The organism is Nocardia sp. NPDC041819 (genome assembly GCF_055590505.1).
The window spans coordinates 210,610-230,564 of record NZ_JBVJAP010000005.1 but is presented as its reverse complement, the minus strand read 5'-3'; the positions used below and the strand labels follow the sequence as shown (position 1 = coordinate 230,564).

The following is a 19,955-nucleotide window of genomic DNA, read 5'->3' as shown; positions in this document are numbered from 1 at the left end:
CCTTCTCGTCTGTGCCGGACGGTGCCGAGCCGCCACTGGCAACCCTGCCGGCCACCTGCGCACCCGCGCCGACTTCCGACCCGCGTCACGCCACTGTATGAACCGTTGATTTCGACCGAAATGCTCACTTGGGACAGAACTTTGATAGTTTCGGGCCGGTGGAGCGACCATCGTGGGACTTCAGACGCAGCATCATCGGAGTCCGTCACATGGTGCAGGTCGGCACCGATCACGGCGTCACGGAGCGTCGGCTGCTCGCCACGACCGGCCTGCGACCGATCGACCTCGAGGCCGACGATCTGGAAGTCGAAGCGATCCAAGAACTGTCGGTCGCACGCAACCTGGTGCAGACCATCGGCGACAGATCAGGACTCGGCACCGAGGTGGCGAAGCGTTTCTCATTGGCCAACTTCGGGCTGTTGGGCTTCGCCATGCTCAGCAGCCCCACTGCCGGTGAAGCCCTGCGGGTCGCACTGGAGACATTGCGGATCGGCAACCGGTTCGTCGATATAACTGTCAGTCTCAGCCAGACGGCAGGACGGATCGAATTTCGGGACGACACCATTCCCGCCGACGTCCGCGCTTTTCTGCTCGAGCGTGACATTGTGATCATCTTCGGTGTGATCGTGCTGCGTTGCCTCAGCCCGCGACTTGCAGACCGTCTCGGTGATACACGCCTCGAGCTGGCATTGCCCAGCCGCAGCGCGGCCACCATGATCGACGGCATGGCTCAGCTGCTCTCCGATGTTTCGCACAACCCGGTCGACAGGTTCCCGATTTTCGCCGACCGGCTGAGCACCGGCCTGACGTTTCCCATCGATCTTCTCGCCGAACCGATGTCCATGCCCGATCCCGCTACGGCCGCGCTATGTGAGAAGCACTGCCTGGACCTTTTGCAGCAGCGAAGACAGCGTGGTCAACTCGCCACCAGAATTCGCGCGGTGCTTCTCCAGCAGATCGGCACCACGCCCACGGCGGAGGAAATCGCGACGAGACTGAACATGGACCGTCGTACTCTGCACCGAAGGCTTGCCGAAGAGGGGACCAGCTTCCGAGTCCTCAACGAGGAAGTCCGCTGTGCACTGGCGATCGACATGCTGAGTGTCCTCGGACTCACTGTGCAGGAGACCGCAATCCGCCTCGGATACTCCGGTTCTGCGGCGTTCAGCAGGTCGTTCACCCGGTGGACGGGAAACTCTCCGAGTACCTACCGCCGGTGAACGTTTCCATCGATTGCCCATATTCTCGGGTCGGCTAGGTGGCGTGGCGTCCAAGGATCAGGCGAATCAGCTCGGAATGGTGTTCTCCCGGATCGATTGCGCGCCGCGCTGGCGGGGCCGGCTCGGTGAACTCGACGTGCCCACGCTCGTGGTGCACGGTCGCGCCGACCCGTTCTTCCCGGTCGGCAACGGCGAGGTCCTCGCCGCCGAGATCCCCGGGGCGCGACTGCTCGTCCTCGACGACATGGGTACCGCGCTGCGGCACACCGCGGCCGACCAGGTCGCTACCGCCATGCTCGCCCTGTAACCGCCGGATGGGAGGAATACTGAGCCGGCGGAACGCACCATACTGCCGCCTATCGCGCTGAGCGAAGCGGCCAAGCCGAGACGGCCGGCGAGCCAGAGCTGTTGCGGCTCAGACCATCGCTATTGCCGATGAGCGTGCCTCCGGCGTGGTCGAAGGCGACCTTGGTCCGGTGCGGGTGAGAGGCCGTCGCTCAACGCGAGTGGGCGGCTTCAGCTGTTCTTGAAGGGGTTGAGGGTCTTTCCGGCGAGGTAGCCCAAGCGGACGGGCAGGGGCTTCATGGCGGCAGCGGAGATCTTGTTGACGGTGCCCGGGACGCACACGGGTCTGCCTTTCATCACGGCTGACCAGCCCTCGGTGACGACGGCGTCGGGCTGCTGCCAGAGGATTCGGGGCAGGTGGTCAGCTCGGTCGCGAGTGCCCATCACATCGTGAAACTCGGTGTGGGTGAAGCCGGGGCACAGGGCAGTGACGTGGATGCCGTGGGGTTTGAGTTCCATGTCGAGGGCTTGTGAGGTGTTGAGGACGTAGGACTTGATGCCGGTGTAGAGCAGGCTGGCCGCGGGTGGAGCGAACGCGGCGACCGAGGATAGGTTGATGATGCGGCCCCAGCGGCGTTCCTTCATGCCCGGGATGACCAGGTGGACGAGTTGGGTCTGGGCAGTCACCATCAGCTGGATCTCGCTGGCCAAGACCTCCCATGGGGTGTCGGCGAAGGCGGTTTTGCCCGACAGTCCCGCGTTGTTGATCAGGATGTCGATGTTCAGGCCCTGCTGGTCGGCGTGGTCCAAGACCGCGGTGGGCGCAACGGGGTCGGTGAGGTCGGCAGCGAAGACCTCGCAGCGCACATCGTGCTGTTCGGTCAGCTGCGCGGCGAGTTCTCGGAGCCGGTCGCCGCGGCGGGCGACCAACAGCAGCTGGTAGCCGCTTGCGGCGAGGTGGTGGGCAAACGCCGCGCCGATGCCGGCGGACGCGCCGGTGATCAGCGCGGTGCGGGGGGAGGTGGTCATGGTTCCTTCGCTCGGGTGGGGGTCGGGAGGTGAGGGGCGTCAGGCAGGTAGACCGGGCAGCTCGCGGCGGCCGGGCGTGAAGGCGGGCCGGGCTGTGCCGATGTCGCCGCGGTACGGGCCGACCGGGCCGGTCAGCAGGAAAGGCCGGGGGACGCGGCGCTGAGCGTCGGTGAATCCCCAGGTGCCCATGCCCAGGTAGACGTCGGTGGCGGCACGCCGCACCTCGTCCACCATGTGGATCGAACCGCACATCGAGGTATAGGCGCGGTAGATGAGCGTGTAGGCCGGAGCGCCGTCGTAGCGGGACGGGGCCAAAAGCGTGCGCATCGGGTAGCGCTGCCGGACCCGGCCGAATTCGCCGAAAGTGTTGTAACCGCGCCCGCCGTTCTCGTCGACGGGCCGGAATGCCTTGCACAGCCACGGCCCGAGCGGGTTGGCTACGGCCACCTTTCCGGTCACGACGGCGAACAGATTGGGCTGGGCGAGCAGAGTGGCGGTGTACTCGCCGTGGATCTCGGCGATCGTGGGGGCTTCCAGAGTGGTGAACAGGGCAAGCAGGCCGCTGGTGTCGAGCCGGCGCAGCTCGGCGGCCGCGTTGTCGGTGTCCATGGGAAACCAGCCTCATCTCGTGATCTCTTGAATGTCGCTCAAGAAGCGTAACGCCTTCTTGAGCGACATTCAAGATAAGGTGGTGAGATGCCCAGGAATCGACGCCCGCAGAACCGCGAGGAGAAGCGCGAGGAGATCATCGCCGCCGCGCAACGCCTGCTCATCGACGACGGCTTCGAGTCGGCGTCCACGGGGCGGATCGCCAAAAGCGCAGGAGTCACTGTCAATACGATCTACTGGTACTTCCAGGACAAGGACGAGTTGCTCATCGCGGTCCTGGACCGCATCCTGGCCGAGGCACTGGCCACCTACGCGGAGATCGACGGCCTGTCGTTGAACGACCGGCTGCTGTGGGTGGTCGATCAGCTGGAACAGCTGCACGGGCTGGTCAACACCGTGCACGCCCGCGCTGCGACCTCTCCCGTCATCGACACCTGGCATGCCGCATTCCACCAGCTGGCCGACGCGCTGTTCGCCGACGACCTCCGCACCGCCGGTGTCGCCGAGACCGACCTGGCCGCCATGTCCGCCATCGGCACCTTCGTCATCGAAGGACTCCTTACCCACAAGCGCGACGACGCCGACAAGCGAGCGGTCATCGACCTGCTGGTCCGCAGTCTCACCGCCGCCTCCGGTCGGCCCGGGCCGAACTGACCAGCGCTCCACGACATAGAACTTGCTTTCCTATAACGCGGGCGCCAACGCTCTCCTCAGCAAGCGCACACCCACCTCCAACCGCTCAAGCGCCAGGAATCCATCGGCGAACCCGGTATCTCTCCTCGGTGAATCGCTGTTGCCGAGTGGGGGCCGCGTGCGGGGCAGTGGGTGGGGGAGCTGCCCAGCATCATGAACGTTCGGCGCTAGGGCCCTCTCCATGCTGGGATGTCGGTGGCGCCGAGTACCTACCGGCGGACCGCGCTCACCGTCTGTCTCTCTGCGGCCAGTAGCAATCGGCCCACCCCGCATGTTGACCGGATGCAGCCAGTACCCTTCCGTCAGTTGGAGTTTGCCGGTCCTGGGGTTGACCGAACCGGCGGTGCCTGACGCCGCAGGTGGCCGCCGACGCTGTGGATTCGGGGCAGTCTTCAACCATCCGACCAGTACATCGACGTCGGAGGCCGTCGCTCGCTACCACTCCACGTCCAGCGCCCACAAGATTCGGAACCAGCGCGGTAGGTCGAATCCGTAGCTGCGGCATGATGACGGCCGAACGTCGCTCAACGCCAAATCGCGCAGGTACTGCGTGACAGGTTCCACTTCGTTCGAGTTCTTGTCCACAATGTGAAATGGAGGGAGCGAAGTATCAACTGCCACAACATGTCCCACTCGGCAGGGGCTGGTCGTGCCCTCCATCAGTTTCCGCGCAAGTCCACCACGTGAACCTTTCCAGCACGCCGTCAGCTTCGGTTAGCTGACGTAGTTGGAGCAGTTGACTGAGCTACAACTGCGCCATCCGAGGAGCGCGACCCGCGGTGCGAATCTGCGCGCCCGCCTCGCGGATGAGTTCCCGTGTGCTGCCGAGCAGTCCGTCCAAGACGAAGGTGCGGCGGACGTGCCGGTGCAAGTCGTGCTCGGCGGTGAATCCGATGCCCCCGAGCACTTGCTGACAGTGCCGGGCGGCGGTGAGCGCGGCCTGGCCCGCCGCGGCCTTGCCCAGCAGTGCCCCGAGTTCGCCCTCGGCGGTGTCCAGCGCGGCCTCGGCGCCCTCGAGCGCGACGAGGGTTTCCGCGAGCCGGTGCCGGACTGCCTGGAACGAGGCGAGCGGGCGTCCGAACTGGGTGCGTTCCAGCGCATGCCCGCGGGCCAGCGTCAACATCGCTCGGCCGGTGCCGAGCAGCCACCATCCGAGTGCGCGCCGCCCGGCCGCGATGGCCCGCGGGGGTAGCTCGGTTCCGGTGGCCACGGTGCGCAGCGGCAGCTCCTCGTCGACCGCTGCGCCGGGCTCGCCGTCGCGGTCCCACACCACCCAGGCCTCGCCCGCGAACGGCAGGGGAACCGGACCGGGATCCGTGTGTCCGGCCGCGTGCCGGACGACGTCGTCGAGGACCGCGGCGTGCGCGCCGGTCTCGCCGAGCAGCCGAAAGATGAGGGGGACAGCGAGTTCGGGCCACTCGGCGAGCAGGTCGGGCCAGCCCAGTGCGACCAGCGCCGCGCCGAGCTCCGGGCCAGTGGCGGCCGCCATGGTCTTGCGTAGCGTTTCGGTGAGCAGGGCGAGTTCGGCCCGGTCGAAGCCGTATTCGGCCACCGTCACTCCTTTCCCAGGTCCAGCAGGCGGCGGGCGATGATGTTGCGCTGGATCTCGGCGGTGCCGCCGTAGATCGTCGCCGCACGGGAGTAGAGGAACTCGGTGCGCCACGGCGAGTCGGTGAGTTCCACCGCACCGGGCAGCAGATCGCGCGCGGTGTCGAACAGCCGCTGCTCGGCGGTGGCCAGCAGCACCTTGTCCACCGACGTCTCCGCGCCCAGCCGGGCGCCGCCCGCCAGGCGCCGCTGCGTCGCGTGGGAGCGGCATCGCACCGTGTGCAGCGCCAGGTACGCGGCGCCGAGTTCGGCGTCGTCGGCGATCGTGGACTGTTCGAGCACCCGGTCCAGCCGCGTGAACAGATAGGCGATCCGGTGCCAGAAGCAGGTCGAGCGCTCGTAGGGCAGCAGATCCATCGCCACTCGCCAGCCGTCGCCGGGCTTGCCCAGCATCCGGTCGCCCGGCACCGTCACGTCGTCGAAGAAGACCTCGGCGAACTCGTCCACGCCGTGCATGGTGCGCAACGGGCGGACGGTGATGCCGGGGGAGTCCATGTCCACGAAGAAGGCGGTGATGCCGTCGTGGCCGGGCCCGGTGCGGGTGAGCAGTACGCAGCGAGCGGCGTACTGAGCCAGGCTGGTCCACACCTTCTGGCCGCTGACCACCCAGTCCGCACCCCGCGGTGTCGCCTTGGTGGTCAGCGAGGCCAGGTCACTGCCCGATCCGGGCTCGGAGAATCCCTGGCACCACTGCTCGCGGCCGGACAGCAGCAGCGGCACCATCGCCGCGGCCAGTTCGGCTCGCGCGTAGGAGATCACCGTCGGCGCGAGCACTTCGATCATCGAGTAGATGCCGGGTTCGGCCAGGTCGCGGGAGGCGACCTCCTCACCGAGCACCGCGCGCAGCGCGGCGGGTCCCCCGAGCCCGTGCACGGCGGCGGGCCAGCCGTAGCGCATCCAGTTCGCGTCGTAGAGGGCGCGCCGCACGCGCAGCAGTTGTTCGACCTGGCTGTCGAGCGAGTGGTCGGGGCCGGGGGTGAGGTCGTTGACGTCCAGCCAGGCGCGCAGGTTCGACCGGAAAGCGGCGACATCCCTGTTCGGGTCGGCGCCCGCGGTCATGCGATGTCCCTTCTCGCCCGAGCCGAAGGTCCTGCCCGATGGCGGAAGCTGCCCGGCAGGGGCTGCGACGCGCTCATGCCTTGGAACGCTCGAAGGCGTGCGGGATCCCCGAGTCGTGCTCGCCGTTGCGGCGGATGAACGTCATCGCGCGCGTCCGCAGCCGCCATCCGTCCGTGGTGCGCACCAGGGTGTCGGTATAGTACCCGATGCGCATGTCGTGCGTGCTGTGCTCGACGAAGCACAGCGGCTGGGTGCCGGTGGCGGTGTCGCCGTCGATGTCGAGAGCCGGTATGCCGGTGAGGAACAGGCCCTTCGGCGCGGCGGCGACCAGTTCCGGGAACAGATCCAGGGTGTAGGTGTCGCCGAAGGCGCTGTAGCTGCCGTCGGGCGTGAACACCGCGAGCAGGCCCTCGATGTCCCCCTTGGTGATGGTCACCGCGTATCGGGCCAGCACCTGCTGGATCTCCAGCAAGTCGTCACTTCTGGACATGAATTCTTCCGCCTTTCATCACGAAGCGCACGTCCCGGGTGACGGTGATGTCGCGCACCGGGTCGCCGGGAACGCCGATCACGTCGGCCAGCAACCCCTCCGCCAGCCAGCCGCGGTCCTGCACGCCGACCAGCTCGGCCGAGGCCACCGTGGCGGCACGCAGCACGTCCAGCGGCGGCAATCCGCGCTCGACCAGCGCCACGAGCTCGTCGGCATTGCGGCCGTGCGGAATCGCGGGCGCGTCGGTGCCCACCGCGATCTTCACGCCCGCCTTGTACGCGGCCAGCACGGAGGTGCGGGCCTTGGGGAACATCTCGGCCGCCTTCGCCTGGAGCGCGGGGTCGGCTTTCGAGACGTCCATGGCGTCGGCCAGCCGGGTGGTCGGCACCAGCCAGGTGCCGTGCGCCACCATCAGGTCGATCGCCTCGTCATCGATGAGGAAGCCGTGCTCGATGCAGTCGATGCCCGCGTGCACCGCGTGCTTCACCGCGTCCGCGCCGTGCGTGTGCGCGGCCACCTTGAGACCGCGCCGGTGCGCCTCGTCGACGATCGCGCGCAGCTCCTCGTCCGAATAATGTTGCGCCCCCGGCGCTCCGGTGAGCGACATGACCCCGCCGGAGACACAGATCTTGATCAGCTGCGCGCCGTGCTTGATCTGGTATCGCACCGCCTTGCGCACCTCGTCCACGCCGTTGGCGATGCCCTCCTCGAGGGTGAGTTTGAGTACGTCGGGAGCGAAGGCGGAGAACATGGTCGGGTCGAGATGGCCCCCCGTCGGCGTGATCGCGTGCCCGGCGGGCACGATGCGCGGGCCTTCGATCCAGCCCGCGTCGATCGCCTTGCCCAGCGCCACGTCCAGCAGGTAGCCGCCGGTCTTCACGAACAGCCCGAGATTGCGGACGGTCGTGAAGCCGGCGCGCAGCGTCCGGCGGGCATTGCCCACCGCGCGCAGCACGCGCAGTGCCGGATCGTCCTTGACGCTGGAGGCCAGACCGGTCTCCCCGCGCCCGCCCATGAGGAGGTTGACCTCCATGTCCATCAGCCCCGGCAGCAGGACGAGGTCACCGAGATCGACGACCTCGCCCGTGACGGCGCCGCCGACACCGGCGATCCGGTCGTCCTCGATCCGCAGGATGCCGGGCCGGACGATCGCACCGGTGTCGAGGTCGAGCAGACCGGCGGCCTTCAAGGTCAGCGCCGCCACGGGTCAGACCACCGGCTCGCGGACGATATCCAGGTACGCGGCACCGGAATCCGGCACTCGCGGCTGCTTCCACACTTCGATCGGGAACGACACCATCACCAGCGACTGCAACAGGTGGAACAGGTTGCGAACCTCGTCGGGCAGGTCGTTCCAGTCGTACTTGTCGATGTAATCCATGGCGGGTTGCAGGCGCGGGAAGACGGTGTCGTACAACCGCTGCATCTCGTCCATGGAGGATGCCAGCCGCTTGGCGTAGCGTTCCGGCTCGGTGGCCAGGATCCAGTCCGAGAACGGTGCCAGGTCGGCGAACTCGGCGGGCAGCGGCACGGCGTGCGCCCGGTCGGTGGGCTGTTCAGTGGGCGCGGCCATCGCGGTACTCCTCGACGATCTTCTGAGCGGTCTTGTGCAGGTGGCGGAGCAGGATCTCCTGGTCGTTGAGCGGGAACTCGGTGACCTCACGGGTGGCGATCATGGTCTGGGTCGCCTCCAGGGTGTTCGCGTCCTGCAGCGCGTATTCCTTGAAGGTCACCGCGGCCAGTTCCTGGGCCAGCCGCTGCCTGGCGTTCGTGGCGGGCACGAAATACAGGCTCGCCTCGAAGATGTGCCGGTCCACCGCGGTCGGCCAGTAGTGGTAGGTCAGGTACCAGCCCGGCGCCCAGAACAGCAGGGAGAAATTCGGGAAGAACTCGAATTCGTCGACGCCCCAGGCGCGATGCTTGGCCGGGTTGATGCCCTGCGGCAGCGGCTCCAGGCCCTCGATGTCGGGGCGGTCCCACGGGCCGAACAGGCCGCTGCGCAATTCGCGTTCGATCGGCTTGACCATCGTCGGGTCCTTCGGCGGGGCCATCCCGCCCCAGGACGAGATCATCGAGTGCGGAGCCGCTATCTCGTAGTGCAGCGCTTCGTAGCCGACGCCGTAGAGCTTGTCGGCCTCGTCCTTGACCGCTTGCTTCTGGTGCAGCACAGGTGCGTGATAGAACTCGGCGAACGCGTCGATGAACAGCTTCCAGTTGCTGCCGATCTCGGCCCGGTAGCTGAAGACCTCGGTCATTCGGTCGAACGGGTACCCCTCGAGACCCTTGGCCAGCGGACCCAGGTATTCGGTGAGCGGTTTGGCGTTGTCGTCGAGGTTGACGAAGATGAAGCCCTCCCACACCTCGCAGCGCACCGGCTTCAGACCGAACTCGTCCTTGTCCAGGTCGAAGAACTCCTTCTCCTGCTGGACGAAGGTCAGCTCGCCTTTGAGGCTGTAGCGCCACGCGTGGTACTTGCAGGTGAACTGGCGGCAAGTGCCCGCGGTTTCCTCGCCGGGGTAGTCGTCCCAGACGAGCTTGTTCCCGCGATGCCGGCAGATGTTGTGGAACGCCCGCACCGCGCCATCGTTGTCCTTGACGATGACCAGTGAGGTGCCGACGCAGGCCAGTTCCTTGGTGAAGTAGCTGCCGATCCGGGGCAGCCGGTTGATCCGGCCCACGTTGAGCCAGTTCTTGCGGAAGATCGCCTGACGCTCGTCCTCGTAGAAGGCGGGGTCGATGGAGTCGGTGTAGTCCACCGGCTCGGTACCCAGCTCGGGATAGTTCTGCGTCCAGCTCCCGGCAGCGGGTTTGGTGAAGTGTGCCAAGGGATTACCTTTCGTTGTCCGGCGATGCGCCGGAGGTGTCGAATGCCGTGACCGGTGGGCCGTGCCGGCCGAGCGGCGACGGGGTTCCTCGGCTGTCACCGGGCGCGTCCCGCATGACGGGTCGCCACCGGCCTTTCGTCAGCCGTTCCGGATGACATGCGCCTCCGTTCGTCCGAAATGAGAATAGCATTCTCAAAATCAACTATTAGATTTCCACGCGGCTGCGCCACTGTCAACGCTGATCGCCAGCTCTTGCGGAGCTAGGCCTGTCAGCGCCTGGGTGCCCCTATCGCTACGGTTGACGACCGCGCTCTCCAAAAAGCGGATATTGATTATCCGAATCTGAGAAGATAGTTTCCCTGACAGCGAGTGTGCCCTCGGGGCACGTGCTGCTCATCGATGAGCAAGGGGCGAGATGCCGGCGACGGCCCGGACCGATCGGATGCCGAGCAGCCCACGGAGGAGGAACTACGGTGAAACCGCAGCGAATGGTCGTTGCCGCGATGGCGGTCGCGCTCTTGGTGGCCGGCTGTGGCCGCGAGGGCGGCGGACGCGGAACCGATGAGGGTCCGGGCCAGGCCGCCTCCGGCAACTTCGGCGACCTGACCAGCGTCTGTCGCCCCGGAAACGCGAAAAGCGCGTCGGCGCAGGGCGTAACGGCCGGCGAGATCGAGGTCGGAGTCTTCTCCGACATAGGTTTCACGAAGAATCCCGACTTGGTCGACGCGGCGAAGGTGTTCACCTCCTGGTGCAACGCCGCCGGTGGCATCAACGGGCGCAAGCTGGTGACCAACCTGCGCGACACCAAGCTCATGGAGGTGCGCCAGCGCATGCTGGAGGCCTGCCGGGAGGACTTCGCCCTCGTCGGCGGAAGCGCCGCGCTGGACGGGCTCGGCGTGAAGGACCGGCTGTCGTGCCTGCTGCCGGAGTTCCCCGCCCAGGTGACCCAGACCGCGAACACCGGGTCCGACTTGCAACTGGGCGGCGGCTCCTCGGCCTCCGAAGCGGTCAACCCGTACACCGGTTTCCAGGACTGGCTGATCAAGGAGGCCTACCCGAATTCGGCCGGTGCGGTCGGGATGATCAACGGCGACTCGCCGATCACCAAGGTCATGGGCGAGAAGCTCACCGAATCACTGACCTCGAACGGTGCGAAGATCGTCTACAACGACCTCTACCCGGTCGCGGGCGTGTCGGACTGGACGCCGTACGCGCAGGCGATCAAGGCCAACAACGTCAAGGGTCTGATCTTCTTCGGGGAGTTCCGCTACCTGGCCAAATTGCAGGACGTGCTCACCAGCATGAATTACAAGCTGGACTGGATCGACGCCAACGCCAACTCCTACAACCAGTCGTTCCTCGACGTCACGAAGAGCTCCCTGGCCACCCAGAACAACTACGCCGATCTGAGCGGGACCGCACCGCTGGACGCGGCCGCGCAGGTGCCCGCGGTGCAGCAGCTGAAAGACCTGTTCGAGCAGTACGCGCCGAGCAGCGCGATCACCTTCCAGGTGCTGCGGGCCTTCCAGTCGTGGTTGCTGTTCGCCAAAGCGGCGACCAGCTGCGGTGACAACCTCACCCGCGCGTGCGTGTACGACACGGCGAGCAAGGAGACCGCGTGGACCGGCGGCGGCTTGCAGGCGCCGGTCGATCTGTCCCGGCCCCTGGCCGAGCAGACCCGGTGCTTCAACGTCCAGCGGGCCACGCCCGACGGCTGGAAGACGGCGGATTTCAAGCCGAACACCGGCGTATTCCGCTGCGGCTTCACCCCGTACAAGTACACCCGGGATTTCGGCAAACCGCTGACCCTCGCCGATGTCGGCAAGAGCCGAAGCGACCTGAAGTGACGGAGCGTTCGCGCTGATGGAGCAGTTCATCGCCTTCGGGGTCGTCGGCCTCAGCACCGCGGCGATCTACGCCGTGATCGGCAGCGGTCTGGTGCTCACCTACACCACGACCGGCGTGTTCAACTTCGCGCACGGCGCCGCGGGGATGATCTCGGCGTTCGTCTACTGGCAGCTCACCGTCGGCTGGGGCTGGCCCGCGCCGATGGCGATCGTCGCGGTGCTGCTGGTCTTCGCGCCGCTGTTCGGCCTGCTGTTCGGCAAGGCGCTGGCGCCGACGCAGGGGCTCGGTGACGCCGAGAAACTCGTGATGACGATCGCCTTGCTCAGCGGGCTCATCGTGCTGGCGCGCTGGATCTGGAACCCCAACGAGTCGCGGTCGCTGACCAGGTTCTTCGCCGACAAGCCGTCGATCGACCTCGGGCCGGTCATCATCACCTGGCATCAGGCGCTGACCATGGCCGTCGCCGTCGCGGTCGCCGCCGCGCTGCGCATCCTATTGTACCGCACCAGGATCGGCGCGGAGATGCGGGCCACCGTGGACGATCGCGCGCTGGTGGGCCTGACCGGCGCCGATCCCCGGCGGGCCAACCGGATCGCCTGGATGTTGGGCATCGAGCTGGCCGCGATCGGCGGCATCCTCATCGCGCCGACCGTGGCGCTGGATGCCGCGCAGCTGTCGCTGCTGATCGTCAGCGCCTACACCGCGGCCATCTTCGGGCGGCTGCGCGATCTGCCGATGACGTTCGCGGGCGCGGTGGTGGTCGGCCTGCTGGAGAGCTACCTCACCGGGTACCTGCCGCAGAACGAGTACCTGCCCGGCCTGCGGCTGGCGGCCCCGGCGCTGCTGTTGTTCGTGGCGCTGCTGATGTTCCCGCACGGCAGATTGCGCGGTCGCGACCGCAGGCTCAGCCCGGTGCCATCGCCATCCATCAACGGTTCGCTGGCGTTCGCCGCGGTGGTGGTCGTGGCCGGATTGATGCTGGCGACCATGCTCACCGAATCCGACCTGATCACCTACGGCGCAATGTTCGCATGGGGCGTGATCGCGCTGTCGTACCTGCCCTTGCTGGGTTTCGCGGGTCAGATCTCGCTGTGCCAGCTCAGCCTGGCCGGTGTGGGCGCGGTGGCCTACGCGCATCTGGGACCGGAGGGCCAGTGGTGGGCGCTGCCCGCCGCGATGGGTATCGCCGGCGTGGTCGGGGCCGTGGTCGCGGTGCCCGCGCTGCGGCTGTCCGGGGTGTACCTGGCCCTGGCGACGGCGGCATTCGCCGTCATCCTGGATCGCTGGATCTTCACGCTGCCCTCCTTCGAGATCCTCGGCGTGCGGATCGCGCTGTTCGACCAGGGCTCGGTGTCGCTGGTCGGGCCGGATCTGTTCGGCCTGGAACTGGACACCACCGCCGAGGTGACCGTCTTCGCCGCGGTGTGCCTGGCGGTGGCGGGCCTGGCGGTGGCGCTGTTGCGGCGCAGCCGATTCGGGCGTCGCCTGATCGCCTTGCGCGACAGCGAGGCGGCCTACGCGACCCTCGGTGGCAGCCTGCTGGCGGCGCGCGTGCTGGTCTTCGCGCTGGCGGCGGCCATCGCCGGACTGGGCGGCGCGCTGTACGGCATGCAGGTGCGGGCGGTGGCGCCCGAACAGTTCAATCTGGTGGCCGGACTACCGATCTTCCTCATCGTCACCATCGCCGGTCTCGGTGCGGTCGGTGCGGGCCTGTTCACCGGCGCGGTCTTCGCCGGCCCGCTGAACGTGATCCCCGTGCTGTGGCCGGGGCTGCAGAACCTGGCGCAGGTGCTGCCCGCGCTCGGCGGCATCGCCTTCGGTGGCGGCGTGCTGAAGGACGGGGCGATCGCCTCGATGCGCGAGGAATGGTTGCCGATGCTGCGCGACCGGATCGTCGCCCCACTGCTCGCGCTGCTGGTCGTGGGACTGTGGGGGCTGCGTCTGGTCGACGTCGTCGACGGGTGGGGATTCACCTTCGGTGTGGTGGCCGCCGTGGTGGCGGCGCGTGTCTTGCACGGAGTGCGGGCGCGGACCGCGCCGGACCCCGCGCAGGTCCCGGTGGAGTGGTGGGGCGTGCGGCGCCCGTGGACATCCGACGACGGGGAGGTGCTCGATCGTGCCGTCGCTACTGGAAGTTGACGATGTCACCGTCGTCTTCGGCGGCAACCGCGCGCTCGACGGCGCCGGATTGCGCTCCGAACGCGGCGCGGTGACCGGACTGATCGGCCCCAACGGCGCGGGCAAGAGCACGTTGTTCGACGTGATCTGCGGGCTGCGCAAACCGACCAGGGGGCGGGTGGCGATCGACGGCGCCGACGTCACCCGGCTCAGCCCGACCCGCCGCGCCCGGCACGGCCTGGCTCGCACCTTCCAGCGGCTCGAGTTGTTCGGCAGGCTGAGCGTGCGCGACAACCTGCTGGTCGCGGCCGAACTCGGCCCGCAGCGCAGGCACGCCGCCCGGATCGTCACCGAGATCATCGACCGGCTCGGCCTGCACGAACTCGCCGACGCCTGCGCCGACGAGCTGCCCACCGGCACCGGCCGCCTGGTGGAAGTGGGCCGGGCCATCGCGGCGCGGCCCAGCCTGATCCTGCTCGACGAGCCCGCCGCGGGCCAGGACCACACCGAGACCGAGCGCTTCGGCGAACTGCTGCGGTCGCTGGCCGACGACGGCACCGCGGTGCTGCTCGTCGAACACGACATGGGCCTGGTGATGAACGTCTGCGACGAGGTGTTCGTGCTCGATCTCGGCAAGGTGATCGCCTCGGGGCCACCCGCGGTGATCCGCGCCGACCAAACCGTGCTCGCGGCCTATCTGGGAGACGTATGAGCGTGCAGAGTGCAACCGAACCAGCCACGGCCACAATGTCTTCCGCCCCCGCCGAACTCCTCGTCCTGCGGGAGGTGCGCGCCGCCTACGACGCCATCACCGTGCTGCACGGCGTGGACCTGGAGGTCGCGGCCGGGCAGGTGGTGGCACTGCTCGGGCCCAACGGCGCGGGCAAGACCACCGCGCTGAAGGTGGTCGCGGGCATCCACCCGGTCATCTCCGGACGGCTGACGCTCGGCGGGCGCGACGTCACCGGAGCGGACCCGCGCGACCTGGCCCGCGCGGGCGTCTGCCTGATCCCCGAGGGACGCGGGGTGTTCCCGAATCTCACCGTGCGCGACAACCTGCTGATGATGACCTTCACCGGGCGGTCGAGGGCGCAGATCGAGGAGATCGCCTTCAGCCGTTTCCCGATCCTCGGCAAACGCGCGGGTCAGATCGCGGGAACCATGTCCGGCGGCGAACAGCAGATGCTGGCGCTGGCGCGTGGGCTGGCGACCGATCCCGCCGTGTTGCTGCTCGACGAACTGTCCATGGGCCTGGCCCCGCTGGTGGTCGGCGGGCTCTACGACGAGGTCGCCGAGATCGCCCGCCAAGGTGTCGCGGTGCTGGTGGTCGAGCAGTTCGCCGCCGCCGTGCTGGACATCGCCGATCACGCGGCCGTGCTGGTGCGCGGGCGGGTGGTGCGGCAGGGACACCCCGACAGCGGAATCCGCAACGAATTGGCAGCCCTCTACCTAGGAAGTTCCCCATGACCGAATCTCGCGCGGAGCGTTTCGTCCGCGAACTGCAGGACTTGAAGATCCCCGATCCGGCGGCAGGCCGCTCCGGGCTATGGCTGCGCACCGGCGTCACGCTCATGGTGGCCGGTGTGGCGGTGGCGGTGCTGGCGTATTTCATGTCGCACGGCACGACCGACGCACTGGCGCAGCGCGACGCCATCACCCTCGCCCTGGGCGGGGTGGCGGCGAGCGTGGTGGGTTCGGCGCTGTTCGTGCGCTATTCGCTGACCGATTTCCTGCGCTTCTGGCTGGCGCGCCAGTCCTACGACCTCGACGAACTCGGTAATCGGGTGCTCGGCGCGGAGATTCGCTACGACGGGGTGGCCTCGGCGCCGCGCTGAGCCGCCGGCCGCGGGATCGAACGAATTCCCGCAGGCCAGCACGGACACGCCTGCTCCGACCGGGGCCGAGGACAGGCGGTGCACGCCGTGCCCGGCGAAACCTCGCCGGGCACGGGAATCGCCTCGGCGCACTGCCGCGCCGGGGGACGGGGATCGGCTCGCGCGTCGTCCGCCTCGACTGGGGAGACGGAGGGCCATACGCGCGGTACCGAGCGGTCGCCGTCGGGTGCCGCCGGTGCGGAAGGGCTGGATCGACCTTCCGCACCGGCGTGTGCCGCGAGCGACCGCGATACGAGGAAGTGGAGGTGCGGAAGTGTCCGGTGACACGAACGCCCAGGGCATGAATTTCGAGCTCTCCGAAGACCAGGAGCTGATCCGGAAATCGGTGGCCGAGTTGTGCCGCAAGTTCGACGACCAGTACTGGATGGCCAAAGACCAGGCGCACGAGTTCCCCACCGAGTTCTACGACGCCGTCGCGGGTGGCGGCTGGCTGGGCATCACCATCCCCGAGCAGTACGGCGGCCACGGCCTCGGCATCACCGAGGCCACCCTGCTCGCCGAAGAGGTGTCGCGCTCCGGCGGCGGGATGAACGCCGCCAGCTCGATCCACATGTCGATCTTCGGCATGCATCCCGTGGTGGTGCACGGTTCGGAGGAGTTGAAGCGACGGACCCTGCCGCGCATCGCGACCGGCGAGCTGCACGTGTGCTTCGGCGTGACCGAACCCGGCGCGGGCCTGGACACCCCGCGCATCACGACGTTCGCCCGCCGCGACGGTGACCACTACGTGGTGAACGGGCGCAAGGTGTGGATCTCGAAAGCGCAGGAATCGGAGAAGATCCTGCTGCTGACCCGCACCACCCCCTATGACGAGGTCGCCAAGAAGACCGACGGCATGACGCTGTTCCTCACCGACCTCGACCGCGCGCACGTCGACATCCGGCCGATCGCCAAGATGGGCCGCAACGCCGTCACCTCCAACGAGCTGTTCATCGATGACCTGCGCGTGCCGGTGAAGGACCGGGTCGGCGAGGAGGGCGCCGGGTTCCGCTATCTGCTCGACGGATTGAACCCCGAACGCATGCTGATCGCCGCCGAGGCGCTCGGCCTCGGCCGGGTCGCGTTGGACCGGGCGGTGCGGTACGCGAAGGAACGCGTGGTCTTCGACCGGCCGATCGGCATGAACCAGGGCATCCAGTTCCCCCTGGCCGATTCGCTGGCCCGGCTGGACGCGGCCGAGCTGACGCTGCGGAAGGCCACCTGGCGCTACGACAACGGGAAACCGTGTGGGCGCGAGGCGAACACGGCCAAATACCTCTGCGCCGACGCCGGATTCATCGCCGCCGACCGAGCGCTGCAGACACACGGCGGCATGGGATACGCCGAGGAATACCACGTGTCCCGCTACTTCCGGGAGGCGCGCGTGATGCGCATCGCCCCCGTCAGCCAAGAAATGATCTTGAACTACCTGGGTTCGCACGCCCTGGGATTGCCGAGGAGCTACTGATGGCGCTGCAGACATTGTTCGATCTCACCGGGCGTTCGGCGCTGGTCACGGGCGCCGCGGGCGGGATCGGCTCCGCGGTGGCGCGGGCGCTGGCCACCGCGGGCGCGGCCGTGCTGGTCACCGACGTCGACGGCGCGGCGGCCCGCGCCGTCGCGGAGAAGATCGTCGCGAACGGTGGCGCCGCGGCAGGGCGGGCGCTGGACGTCTCCGACCGGAACTCCGCCGTGGCGGCCGCCGAGCAGGCCGCCGGACTCGCCCACGGCGTGCTGCACATCGTCGTGAACAACGCCGGGGTCACCGCGCCGGCGATGTTCGCCGACACCACCGCGGAGTCGGTGCGGCTGCTGTTCGACATCCACGCGCTGGGCACGATCAACTGCGCGCAGGCGGCGTTGCCGTTCCTGCCCACCGACGGCACCGGGCGGATCATCAACGTCACCTCCGCCGCGGGCATCGTCGGCACGCTCGGCCAGGTGAACTACTCCGCCGCCAAGGCCGCGATCATCGGCATCACCAAATCGCTGGCGAAGGAACTCGCGCGCAAGAACATCCTGGTCAACGCGCTCGCCCCGCTGGCGGCGACGCCGATGACGCACACCATCCGTACCGACGATCGGTTCTCCGAGCAGATGCTCAACCGGATCCTGTTGCGCCGCTGGGCCGAACCGGAGGAAGTCGCGGGCGCGTTCGTCTTCCTCGCCTCCGACGCCGCCTCCTTCATCACCGGCCAGGTGCTGCCGGTGGACGGCGGCACGGTGATCTGATGACCGCCCCCGCGCAGCCTCTCGTGCCGGATGGCGGGTCCCCCGGGCCGGGACCACTGGCCGGTGTCACGGTGGTCGCCTTGGAACAGGCCGTATCCGCGCCGATGTGCACCCGCAGTCTGGCCGATTTCGGCGCCCGGGTGATCAAGGTGGAGCACCCGGACGGCGGCGACTTCGCCCGGTACTACGACGACGTGGTGCTCGGGCAGGCCGCCCACTTCGTCTGGGTCAACCGCGGCAAGGAGTCGGTCACCCTCGACCTGAAATCGCCCGCAGGGGTTGACTTGCTGCACCGCTTGCTGAGCCGAGCCGACGTGCTGGTGTCCAACCTCGCGCCAGGCGCCGCCGCCCGCCTCGGTCTCGCGCCCGCGGACCTGGCCGCGCGGCATCCGGACCTGATCGCGGTGGAGATCGACGGGTTCGGCGCGGGCGGCCCGCTGTCCCACAAACGCGCCTACGACCTGCTCGTCCAAGCCGAATCCGGCGTCTGCGCGGTGACGGGCACCGCGGACGCCCCGGCCAAACCCGGCCCGCCGGTCGCCGACGTCACCACGGGCCTGTACGCGGCGCTGTCGATCCTCGCCGCACTGTGCGGGCGGGGTCGGGGCGCGGCTCACGGCAACACCATCTCGGTGAGCCTCTTCGACACCATGGCCGAGATGATGGGCTATCACCTGACCTACGCGCGGCACACCGGCGTCGATCAGCAGCCGCTCGGGATGAGCTCGCCCGCCGTGGCGCCCTACGGCGCGTATCCCACCGCCGACGGGCGAACCGTGGTGCTGGGCACCACCAACGACCGGGAGTGGCGGCGGCTGGCGACCGACATCCTGGAGCGGCCGGATCTCGCCGCGGACGAACGATTCCGCAGCAACCCCGGGCGGGTGCGCCACCGCGGCGAGATCGACGACGCGATCGCCGCGTGGTGCCTGCGCCACGACCTGGCCCGGATCCAGAAGATCGCCGACGACGCCGGGATCGGCAATTCCTGCTACCACCGCCCCACCGAGGTGCTCGACCACCCGCAGCTCACCGAGCGCGACCGCTGGCGCAGCATCGAGACCCCCGCGGGTCCGATCCCGTCGCTGCTGCCGCCCGCGATCCTCGCCGGGTTCGAGCCGCCGATGGGCCCGGTGCCAGGCCTCGGCGCGCACACCGACGCCGTGCTCACCGAACTGGGTTGCACCGCAATGGATATCGAATCACTGCGGGACGCCGGCGTGATCGGATCACGCCGATGACCGGCGAGTCCGTGCTGCTTTCGGAGGATCGCGACGGCGTGCGCACACTGACGCTGAACCGGCCGCACCGCAAGAACGCGATCGACGCCGAACTCTGGGCGGCGCTGGCCGACGCGCTGCGCGCCGCCGGAGCCGACCGCGGCGTGCGCGCCCTGGTGCTCACCGGCGCGGGCGGCGCGTTCTGTTCCGGCGCGGACATCTCGACGCCCGACAACGCGCACCCGGTCTACCGGATGCGCGCCCTCACCGACGTCGCGGTCCTGCTGCACGAACTGCCCCAGCCCACCGTCGCGAAAGTCACCGGCGTCGCGGTCGGCGCGGGGTGGAATCTGGCCCTGGGCTGCGATCTCGTGGTGGCCACCCCGCAATCGACATTCGCGCAGATCTTCACCCGCCGCGGACTGTCGCTGGATCTGGGCGGCTCCTGGCTGCTGCCCCGGCTGATCGGCCTGCAACAGGCCAAGCGGCTGGCGCTGCTGGCCGAGACGGTCGACGCCGAACAGGCTCGCGAGCTGGGACTGGTCACCTGGGTGGTGGCGCAGGAGGAGATCGACGGGTTCGTCACCCAGCTCGCCGCGCGCCTGGCGGCCGGACCGCCGGTAGCGCTGGCCCAGACCAAGGCGCTGCTGCACGAAGGCGCGGGCTCGACACTGCGGGAAGCGCTCGCGGCCGAGTCCAGGGCGCAGGGACTGAACTTCGCCACCGCCGACGCCCCGGAGGCGTTCGCGGCCTTCGCCGAACGGCGCGAACCACGGTTCACCGGCCACTGGACCGTCCGGCGGCCGCCGATGCGCGCCGCCGGGAATTCCGAGAACGGGAGATGA

The 19,955-nt window shown here is 68.5% G+C and carries 20 protein-coding genes; 12 read left to right on the top strand and 8 right to left on the bottom strand.

Features of this window, described 5'->3' with window-relative positions:
• The first annotated feature begins 158 nt into the window (after nt 1–158).
• Both ACZ6DL_RS18045 and ACZ6DL_RS18040 read left to right on the top strand, forming a co-directional pair.
• Nucleotides 159–1,220 carry an AraC family transcriptional regulator gene (locus ACZ6DL_RS18045; protein WP_466052394.1) on the top strand — a complete coding sequence of 354 codons (1,062 nt, stop codon included), beginning with the start codon at nt 159–161 and terminating at the stop codon, nt 1,218–1,220.
• Nucleotides 1,221–1,263: 43 nt separating this feature from the next.
• Entirely contained in the window at nt 1,264–1,527 is a 264-nt protein-coding gene (locus ACZ6DL_RS18040) for an alpha/beta fold hydrolase (RefSeq protein ID WP_466052392.1), read from the top strand.
• Nucleotides 1,528–1,736: 209 nt separating this feature from the next.
• Here ACZ6DL_RS18040 and ACZ6DL_RS18035 read toward each other — a convergent pair whose 3' ends face one another.
• Nucleotides 1,737–2,534: an SDR family NAD(P)-dependent oxidoreductase gene (locus ACZ6DL_RS18035; RefSeq protein ID WP_466052390.1), complete on the bottom strand. Its 798-nt coding sequence runs from the start codon at nt 2,532–2,534 to the stop codon at nt 1,737–1,739.
• A gap of 39 nt (nt 2,535–2,573) precedes the next feature.
• Nucleotides 2,574–3,143, bottom strand: a complete 570-nt coding sequence (locus tag ACZ6DL_RS18030; protein WP_466052388.1) for a hypothetical protein — start codon at nt 3,141–3,143, stop codon at nt 2,574–2,576.
• A gap of 87 nt (nt 3,144–3,230) precedes the next feature.
• Here ACZ6DL_RS18030 and ACZ6DL_RS18025 point away from each other — a divergent pair, with 87 nt between their 5' ends.
• The gene (locus tag ACZ6DL_RS18025; protein WP_181720889.1) at nt 3,231–3,797 is read left to right on the top strand and encodes a TetR/AcrR family transcriptional regulator; all 567 of its coding nucleotides are present in this window, start codon (nt 3,231–3,233) and stop codon (nt 3,795–3,797) included.
• A gap of 784 nt (nt 3,798–4,581) precedes the next feature.
• Here the strand turns inward: ACZ6DL_RS18025 and ACZ6DL_RS18020 are convergent.
• From ACZ6DL_RS18020 to ACZ6DL_RS17995, 6 genes are all read right to left on the bottom strand, one after another.
• The gene (locus ACZ6DL_RS18020) at nt 4,582–5,325 is read right to left on the bottom strand and encodes an acyl-CoA dehydrogenase family protein (protein WP_466052691.1); all 744 of its coding nucleotides are present in this window, start codon (nt 5,323–5,325) and stop codon (nt 4,582–4,584) included.
• A gap of 65 nt (nt 5,326–5,390) precedes the next feature.
• The gene (locus ACZ6DL_RS18015) at nt 5,391–6,503 is read right to left on the bottom strand and encodes an acyl-CoA dehydrogenase family protein (RefSeq protein WP_466052386.1); all 1,113 of its coding nucleotides are present in this window, start codon (nt 6,501–6,503) and stop codon (nt 5,391–5,393) included.
• Between the two features lie 73 nt (nt 6,504–6,576).
• Nucleotides 6,577–6,993 carry a nuclear transport factor 2 family protein gene (locus tag ACZ6DL_RS18010; RefSeq protein ID WP_040872101.1) on the bottom strand — a complete coding sequence of 139 codons (417 nt, stop codon included), beginning with the start codon at nt 6,991–6,993 and terminating at the stop codon, nt 6,577–6,579.
• Nucleotides 6,980–8,197, bottom strand: coding sequence for a metal-dependent hydrolase family protein (locus ACZ6DL_RS18005; RefSeq protein ID WP_466052384.1), 1,218 nt, complete (start codon nt 8,195–8,197; stop codon nt 6,980–6,982). The genes ACZ6DL_RS18010 and ACZ6DL_RS18005 overlap by 14 nt, the downstream gene beginning before the upstream one ends.
• A gap of 3 nt (nt 8,198–8,200) precedes the next feature.
• Nucleotides 8,201–8,566: a hypothetical protein gene (locus ACZ6DL_RS18000; RefSeq protein WP_466052382.1), complete on the bottom strand. Its 366-nt coding sequence runs from the start codon at nt 8,564–8,566 to the stop codon at nt 8,201–8,203.
• Nucleotides 8,550–9,818, bottom strand: coding sequence for an SRPBCC family protein (locus tag ACZ6DL_RS17995; protein WP_466052380.1), 1,269 nt, complete (start codon nt 9,816–9,818; stop codon nt 8,550–8,552). The genes ACZ6DL_RS18000 and ACZ6DL_RS17995 overlap by 17 nt, the downstream gene beginning before the upstream one ends.
• Nucleotides 9,819–10,306: 488 nt before the next feature.
• Between ACZ6DL_RS17995 and ACZ6DL_RS17990 the strand changes: the two genes are divergently transcribed.
• The 9 genes from ACZ6DL_RS17990 (at nt 10,307) to ACZ6DL_RS17950 (ending at nt 19,955) form a co-directional block, all read left to right on the top strand.
• Nucleotides 10,307–11,665, top strand: coding sequence for an ABC transporter substrate-binding protein (locus ACZ6DL_RS17990; RefSeq protein WP_466052690.1), 1,359 nt, complete (start codon nt 10,307–10,309; stop codon nt 11,663–11,665).
• A 16-nt stretch (nt 11,666–11,681) separates the two neighbouring features.
• On the top strand, nt 11,682–13,805 hold the full coding sequence (locus ACZ6DL_RS17985) for a branched-chain amino acid ABC transporter permease (RefSeq protein WP_466052379.1): 2,124 nt from the start codon (nt 11,682–11,684) through the stop codon (nt 13,803–13,805).
• Nucleotides 13,783–14,496, top strand: coding sequence for an ABC transporter ATP-binding protein (locus tag ACZ6DL_RS17980; RefSeq protein ID WP_466052377.1), 714 nt, complete (start codon nt 13,783–13,785; stop codon nt 14,494–14,496). Before ACZ6DL_RS17985 ends, ACZ6DL_RS17980 begins: the two co-directional genes overlap by 23 nt.
• Nucleotides 14,497–14,531: 35 nt before the next feature.
• On the top strand, nt 14,532–15,251 hold the full coding sequence (locus tag ACZ6DL_RS17975; RefSeq protein ID WP_466052375.1) for an ABC transporter ATP-binding protein: 720 nt from the start codon (nt 14,532–14,534) through the stop codon (nt 15,249–15,251).
• A complete protein-coding gene (locus ACZ6DL_RS17970) occupies nt 15,248–15,619 on the top strand; it encodes a hypothetical protein (RefSeq protein WP_466052373.1) in 372 nt (123 codons plus the stop codon). The genes ACZ6DL_RS17975 and ACZ6DL_RS17970 overlap by 4 nt, the downstream gene beginning before the upstream one ends.
• Nucleotides 15,620–15,959: 340 nt before the next feature.
• Complete coding sequence (locus ACZ6DL_RS17965) at nt 15,960–17,126, top strand: acyl-CoA dehydrogenase family protein (RefSeq protein WP_466052688.1); 1,167 nt, start codon at nt 15,960–15,962, stop codon at nt 17,124–17,126.
• Nucleotides 17,126–17,890, top strand: coding sequence for an SDR family NAD(P)-dependent oxidoreductase (locus tag ACZ6DL_RS17960; protein WP_466052371.1), 765 nt, complete (start codon nt 17,126–17,128; stop codon nt 17,888–17,890). Before ACZ6DL_RS17965 ends, ACZ6DL_RS17960 begins: the two co-directional genes overlap by 1 nt.
• Nucleotides 17,890–19,131 (top strand): CaiB/BaiF CoA transferase family protein, encoded by a 1,242-nt coding sequence (locus ACZ6DL_RS17955; protein ID WP_466052369.1) that lies wholly within the window; start codon nt 17,890–17,892, stop codon nt 19,129–19,131. The genes ACZ6DL_RS17960 and ACZ6DL_RS17955 overlap by 1 nt, the downstream gene beginning before the upstream one ends.
• Nucleotides 19,128–19,955, top strand: coding sequence for an enoyl-CoA hydratase/isomerase family protein (locus ACZ6DL_RS17950; protein ID WP_466052367.1), 828 nt, complete (start codon nt 19,128–19,130; stop codon nt 19,953–19,955). Before ACZ6DL_RS17955 ends, ACZ6DL_RS17950 begins: the two co-directional genes overlap by 4 nt.